The sequence below is a fragment of the Gluconacetobacter sacchari genome, assembly GCF_014174255.1.
Lineage (GTDB): Bacteria > Pseudomonadota > Alphaproteobacteria > Acetobacterales > Acetobacteraceae > Gluconacetobacter > Gluconacetobacter sacchari.
In genome coordinates this window covers 1-6,331 of sequence record NZ_JABEQJ010000063.1, presented here as the reverse complement: position 1 = coordinate 6,331, position 6,331 = coordinate 1, and the positions used below count along the sequence as shown (strand labels likewise).

Here is a 6,331-nt window from a genome sequence, read left to right as displayed (position 1 = left end):
AGACCTTCTTCAAAACCTTGAAATCCGAACTCGTTTGGCGGACGATCTTCCTGACCCGACAGGATGCCGAGAATGCTATCGGCCGTTACATCGACAGTTTCTACAATCCTGACCGGCGCCATTCGTCACTGGACTTCATCAGCCCGGCTGCATACCAAAGGCAGGCGACCTGATCCCGATAGCTCTCCACTTTTGCGGGGAAAGTCCAGTCTGCACCTATCCCGATAGCAGCTCGCTCGTGATCGATGGCCTCGACTGCCGCGGCTTTCTGCGCGAGGCCCCCTATTACGAGGGCCAGCCAGAACCCACGCCGCTTCTATCGTGCCACGCGGCTAAGATCTGAACCCGGATGGCGTGGTTTATTCGCTCGAGATGATCATGAAAAGTGACGGCGCCAAATCCAGTTTCAACTGAAAAACGTCAAGTCCCGTTCCACGACCTCGCCCCGACATCATTCTTTAATATCGTAGCGACGGCATCGCGCAGCCATACGGCAGCCGGATCACGGTCGCTGCGAGCCGACCAGACCATCGACACTGCCGGAATGCGTAGATCCAGCGGCACCGGCCGCAGCGTCAGACCGAAATGGGCCGCATGCTGGTGCGCGAGCTGGCTGGGAAGCGTCGCCAGAACCGGCGCCGCTGCCGCCGCGGCAAGCGTGGTCAGGAAATCCGATGCGGCCAGGACGACGTTGAGTTCCTCGCCAATCTGCATCAGCGCCTCCGATAGACATCCCTGAATATCATCTTTCAGCGTCATGAGAACATGGGGCAGCGCAAGATAGCGCTCGACCGTGAGCGGCGCATCGGGGTCGATCAGATCGGAGTTGAAGCAGCACGCGAGCGACTGTTCATACAACGGCATTCCACAATGGCGCTCCAGACCAAAATCGAAACACCCGACCGCGATGTCCAGCGCGCCGATGTCCAGCAACGTATGCACCTCGCCTCGCGGCGAACCTCGTGACAGCAGCCGTATCCCCGGCGCATGACGCTGCAGATAAGCTGCCAGTGTCGGCATCAAGAAGACTTCGAGTTCGGATGAAAAGCCGAAACGGAAAATCCGCTGTTCCGTCTTGGGATCAAACCGATCCTCAGCTGTCAGGATGCCCTGAGCCTGCCTCAATAGTTTACCGACATCCGGCGCTATGGCAGCCGCTTTGGCGGTCGGCTGCATCACCGCACCCGTTCTCACCAGCACATCATCCGCCAATAACACTCTGAGTGTCGCCAGGGCATGGCTCATCGCCGGTTGCTGGATGCGCAAACGGTGCGCCGCCTTCGTGACGCTGCATTCCGATACGAGCGCATCGAAAGCGATCAGGAGATTGAGGTCAAAGGAGCGGAGATTGAAATGGTCGATGGGCTGCATGCATCAGATCGATTTGTATAATGGTCAGACGCATCCTAGCTTTCGAGGCGACACAAAACAATCGCATCAAGGCAATCATGACAGCGGTTTTTCAGGTGGGCGACGCCCGCATCACGCACATTCCCGAACTGCACTGGGACAATGCCGATCCCAGAAGACTGTATCCGGACATCGACGCCGAGGCGCTGGCGACGTTCGGTCCGTCTTTGACACCAGGATCCTTTGACAATGCAACCGGCAGGCTCGCTCAGGGAACCCATGCATGGCTCGTCCAACTCCCGGGCATCAATCTTCTGATCGACACGGCCACCGGTAACGACAAGTCCTTGCCGGACGCGCCGGCCCTGGATCATCTGCACACGCCGTTCCTTGATCGCCTCGCCGCAGCAGGCGTCCGGCCCGAGCAAATCGATGCCGTGCTGCACACGCATATCCACGCCGACCATGTCGGATGGAACACCCGTCTGTACGACGGAAAATGGGTGCCCACCTTTCCGAAGGCGCGTCATATCTATTCGGCGATCGAAGCCCGCTATGGTGCAGCCAATGACGGCATCGATCCCGCGCCGGATCTGCCACCTGATGTTTTGGGATCACCCGATCATCGTCCCCTGCCTCGTGTCTACACGGACAGCATGCTCCCCGTCATCGAAGCCGGGCTCGGACAGGCCATCAGGATCGACGGTCGGGAGGTCCTTGCAGGCTTCTCCTTTCATCCAACCCCGGGGCACAGCATCGACCACGCCTCGATCCGCCTGCGCTCGCAGGGTGCGGAAGCCTGGTTCACGGGAGATGTCATGCATCATCCTCTCCAGGTCTACCGCCCCGATCTGCGCTCCGTCTACTGCGAGTTCATTCAACCCGCCGAACGCTCGCGCCGTTGGTTTCTTGAAAAGGCAGCGGAGAGCGGAAACCTGTGTTTCACCAGCCATTTTGCGGAAACCGGGGCGGGCTATGTCAGACGTCGCGGGAAGGAATTCTCATGGGAGTTTGCGCAACCCACTGAAGGAGAAATCAGATGAGTGATCTCCACACAGAAGACCTGAATATCCCGAGCGATACCGCTGGCATTGCGCTCCATCTGCGCCACAAGCGCCGCACAGATATCCAGACATTCGGCCCACAGCGCACCATCCTGCTGATGCATGGCGCGACATTGCCGTCAGAAAGTCTTTTCGACGTTCCCGTCGGCGACGGGTCGTTCATGGACAGCCTCGCCCAGGACGGGTTCGACGTCTACGCGCTCAATGTTCGCGGGTTTGGCGGCTCGACGCGCCCTGGCGGCATGGAGGGCGCACCGGAAGATGCGCCGCCGCAGGTCAGGACCGAGACGGCCGTGCGCGATCTGGGAACCGCTGTCGACTACATCCTGACAAAGCACACTCTGCCTCGCCTGTGCCTGATCGGCATGTCCTGGGGCGGCACGGTGACGGGATCCTATACGGCGGCCCATAACGACAAGGTCGAAAAACTGACGCTGATCGCGCCGCAGTGGATCAATGACGGGGTTTCCCGGCTCGATCCCGGTGGCCCTGTCCACGCGTATCGGCGCTTCGATGTCCAAGCGTTCCGTCACCGCTGGCTGGAAGGCGTGCCCGAACACAAACGCGATTGGTTACTTCCCGCGGGATGGTTCGAGCAATGGGCTGCGGTCATTCTCGCCAGTGATCCATCCGCACAGGATGGCATCATCCGCGCGCCCGCGGGTGTGATCCAGGATGTTCGGGAATACTGGTCCGCCGGAAAAGCCCTCTACGAACCTGAAAATATCACCGTTCCGGTTCTGCTGCTGCACGCCGAGTGGGATCTCGATGTGACTCTCAACCAGATGGCGAACCTGTTTCCGCGCTTCCGGAATGCCCCTTACCGGCGCTGGACCGAGATTGGGGAAGGAACGCACATGGTGGTCATGGAACAGAACCGTTGGCAGGTCCTCAAAAGCATCAAGGCTTTTCTGGCTACACCCTGATATTAGCTTGCATCCCCTGTTCATCGATATCGCCCAACCCGGCAGAGAGATCGTGGAAATTTCACTGCGTTCTTACTTCGCGTCGTGCGTTTCCGTTTCCTACAGCCTGCCACCGTCCACGGCGAGCGTGCTGCCCGTGATGTACGAGGCATCGTCGGACACAAGGAACGCGACAGCAGCGGCGATCTCCTCCGGCTGGGCCAGGCTCTGTAGGGCGGTCTTGCTTTTCAGCGTGGCGTCTCCCGGCACGTCCCTCAGGGCCGGATGGGTATAGAAGCGACCGTTCTCGCGGGCCATGGATGTCGCGGTGCCCCCTGGGGCGATCGCATTGATCGTGACGCCACGCTCTCCCAGTTCGGGTGCGAGATTTGCCGCCATGGCCGAGACGGCCGCCGCGGCCTGTGTCATGAAAAGCTGGGCGCCGACGTTGATCGCAAAAACGCGCTCGAAGTCCTGCGGGGTGAGGTCTTCCAGCTGACCAGAAAACTCCACACCGGCGTTGCTGACGAGGATGTCGACGTTCCAGAAGGCGGCAACTGCGTTTTCGACCAGCCTGCGGCATTCGTAAGGGTTGCTCACATCAGCACGAAACGCCTGTGCCCTGCCTCCGAGACCCCGGATTTCCGTAACCAGCGCATTTGCGGGTACATCGTCCGCACGATAGTTGACGGCAACCATGGCCCCTTCGGATGCAAGCCTAAGTGCTACGGCTTTACCGATACCGCGGCTTGCGCCAGTGACGATGGCAACTTTGTCTTTCAGCCTCGTGGGGCCCTCTCGGTCATCTGTTGGCAGAATACGGTTTCAGAAATTCTGTGCGCTTTGGCGGCGGAGGCCGTTACCAGCTCCGTCGCAGGCGAACCCCCTAAAGCGATCAGGCGTCTGTGGCCTTGAGCTCTTCGAAATACATCTCCAGCGTTCGCGGCTCATGCCCGAGGATCGCACGCAGCGTGAGCGCGTTGCCGAGCAGGCCGTGCTGGTTGTACCAATCCATCATGGTCCGAATGGGTGGTGGTGCGTCCTTTCCACCGCCCGTCTTGTCGAGATCGACGGTGCCAGCCCGAATATCGCGTCCCAGAATCTTGCCCATGAGGGCTGCGACATCGTGACGATTCAAATTGCCCTCCGAGCACAGCTCGAACGTGCCATACAGAAGCCGGTCTTCGGTCAGGGCCACCGCCGCGACTTGGGCAACATCGCGATAATCCACACGGCTGAACCGCGTCTCCGCCGACCATGGCTCGGCGTAGGTTCCGGACTTGATCACCTCGCCCCATCCCTGGGCGAAGTTCTGAAAGAACATCGCCGGTTGTAGAATGGTATATTCCAGACCGGACTCGAAGAGCGCTTCCTCGACCGGCCCCTTTTCGCGGTGATTAACGAGGGCGCTCAGCGTCGGATGGATGACCGATGAAAAGACGATGCGCCGGACGCCCGCTCTGACGGCCGCGTCCACCACCTGCCTGCCGATGACGCCTTCATCCGCGATGAAGGCCGGCGCGATGTAGAAGAGAGCGTCCATGCCCTGCAATGCGGCTTCGATCGAAGCCGGATCGCGCAGGTCGCCTACCGCTGTCTCCCGCGCACCGTGCTGCAGCACCGCCTCGCGGTCCGTGTCCTTTTGGATAAAACCGCGCACATAGGCGCCACGCTTGGCGAGCTCTGGCAGCACGAGCCCTGCGAAATGGCCTGCGGCCCCTACGGCCAACACTTTGCGTTTCTCCATCATGGCTGTTCTCCTGTATGTCTGCCGAAAAACGTGGCATCGGGGCGGCCTCCCGGTTAGAGTTGATTTCGTAACTTCACACATAAGCGGGATTTACGAATGGACCGCCTGGACGCCATGACCAGCTTCGTGCGTGCGGTTGAAAGCGGGAGCTTCGTGGCGGCCGCCCGCAGTCTGGGGCTGTCCGCGCCGATGATCGGCAATCACGTCCGCTTTCTGGAGGCACGTCTCGGCGGCAGTCTGCTGGTCCGCACGACACGGACGCAATCGCTGACGGATCTTGGGCGTGCCTATTATACCCGCTGTCGCACCATTCTCGCCGATCTCGAGGAGGCTGAGGCGCTGTCCGGCGACAACGCAATCGTGCCGCGGGGGCTGTTGCGGATCAGCGCACCGCATTCGATTGGCACGACCGTGCTGCCTGCCATGATCGGTCGTTATCTCGATCGTTTTCCTGACATGACGGTCGATCTGCGGCTCAACGATCACCGCGTGGATCTGATCGCGGAAGGGTTCGACGTCGCCATCCGTGGCGGAGCGCTGCCGGATTCCCGGCTGCGCATGCGCCGCCTGACGCCGCTGACCTTGGTGATCTGCGCCGCGCCTGACTATCTCAGGCGACACGGGATCCCGGCTCGTCTGGAGGATCTGAAGGCGCATGAGTGCCTGGACTTTGCCGCGTCATCGACGCCCGGGCGCTGGCAGTTCGGTGATGCGGAGAAGACGACGGACGTCAGGGTCATCGGCCGCCTGCGTTCGAACAGCGGGCATGCGCTGCGTCTGGCCGCACTGGAGGGCCGCGGTATCATCATGCAGCCGGAATTTCTCGTGCGTGACGATCTCGCTGCAGGACGCCTGGTGGCAGTGCTGCCCGAGGCAAAGTCCCGGGAGCGCCCGATGCAGCTGGTCATGGCCGCGGACGCGGCACCGCCGCCAAAGCTACGGCACTTCGTGAATCATATCGTCGGGGAATTTAAACAAGCTCGCGAAATCGTAAAATCCGGAACAGTAACTCTTTGACGAACTGGACGGGGATTGCCTTGACCTGTGGGCGTCGGCGGATTCAACCGGTCGTCGCAACACCTTAGCAGCCTGTCGGGTTGGGGTACCCTTTGAAGTGGCGATGGTATAGTATGCTGGGATGAGCCGTTTCGTCCCGTTTGACCGATCCCAGCCATATCTTCTGCCGCCTGACCTGAAGTCGTGGCTTCCGGCGGACGATATGGCGCATTTCATTGTCGCTGCCATTGAGCGGGTTCCGATGA

At 60.6% G+C, this 6,331-nt stretch carries 7 protein-coding genes; 4 read left to right on the top strand and 3 right to left on the bottom strand.

Annotation, left to right across the window (positions count from 1 at the left end; all coding sequences use genetic code 11):
• A partial coding sequence (locus HLH48_RS22305; protein ID WP_182999649.1) for an IS3 family transposase occupies window positions 1–173 on the top strand: 173 nt, incomplete at its 5' end.
• Window positions 174–420: 247 nt separating this feature from the next.
• On the opposite strand, the gene HLH48_RS22300 is transcribed toward HLH48_RS22305, so the two are convergent.
• Complete coding sequence (locus HLH48_RS22300) at window positions 421–1,371, bottom strand: LysR family transcriptional regulator (protein ID WP_182999648.1); 951 nt, start codon at window positions 1,369–1,371, stop codon at window positions 421–423.
• A gap of 20 nt (window positions 1,372–1,391) precedes the next feature.
• Here HLH48_RS22300 and HLH48_RS22295 point away from each other — a divergent pair, with 20 nt between their 5' ends.
• Complete coding sequence (locus tag HLH48_RS22295) at window positions 1,392–2,393, top strand: MBL fold metallo-hydrolase (RefSeq protein WP_246387720.1); 1,002 nt, start codon at window positions 1,392–1,394, stop codon at window positions 2,391–2,393.
• On the top strand, window positions 2,390–3,340 hold the full coding sequence (locus HLH48_RS22290; RefSeq protein WP_182999647.1) for an alpha/beta hydrolase: 951 nt from the start codon (window positions 2,390–2,392) through the stop codon (window positions 3,338–3,340). The genes HLH48_RS22295 and HLH48_RS22290 overlap by 4 nt, the downstream gene beginning before the upstream one ends.
• A 99-nt stretch (window positions 3,341–3,439) precedes the next feature.
• Here the strand turns inward: HLH48_RS22290 and HLH48_RS22285 are convergent, their stop codons facing one another.
• The gene (locus tag HLH48_RS22285; protein WP_264812614.1) at window positions 3,440–4,084 is read right to left on the bottom strand and encodes an SDR family NAD(P)-dependent oxidoreductase; all 645 of its coding nucleotides are present in this window, start codon (window positions 4,082–4,084) and stop codon (window positions 3,440–3,442) included.
• A gap of 130 nt (window positions 4,085–4,214) precedes the next feature.
• Entirely contained in the window at window positions 4,215–5,069 is an 855-nt protein-coding gene (locus HLH48_RS22280) for an NmrA family NAD(P)-binding protein (protein ID WP_220795277.1), read from the bottom strand.
• 96 nt (window positions 5,070–5,165) lie between these two features.
• Between HLH48_RS22280 and HLH48_RS22275 the strand changes: the two genes are divergently transcribed.
• The gene (locus HLH48_RS22275) at window positions 5,166–6,086 is read left to right on the top strand and encodes a LysR family transcriptional regulator (protein WP_182999646.1); all 921 of its coding nucleotides are present in this window, start codon (window positions 5,166–5,168) and stop codon (window positions 6,084–6,086) included.
• The last annotated feature ends 245 nt before the right edge of the window (window positions 6,087–6,331 follow it).

What these genes read in the sequence shown, in the direction of transcription:
- HLH48_RS22295 (WP_246387720.1), top strand. Translation starts at nt 1,392, where the DNA reads ATGGTCAGACGCATCCTAGCTTTCGAGGCGACACAAAACAATCGCATC.
- HLH48_RS22280 (WP_220795277.1), bottom strand. Translation starts at nt 5,069, where the DNA reads ATGATGGAGAAACGCAAAGTGTTGGCCGTAGGGGCCGCAGGCCATTTC.
- HLH48_RS22275 (WP_182999646.1), top strand. Translation starts at nt 5,166, where the DNA reads ATGGACCGCCTGGACGCCATGACCAGCTTCGTGCGTGCGGTTGAAAGC.
- HLH48_RS22290 (WP_182999647.1), top strand. Translation starts at nt 2,390, where the DNA reads ATGAGTGATCTCCACACAGAAGACCTGAATATCCCGAGCGATACCGCT.
- HLH48_RS22300 (WP_182999648.1), bottom strand. Translation starts at nt 1,371, where the DNA reads ATGCAGCCCATCGACCATTTCAATCTCCGCTCCTTTGACCTCAATCTC.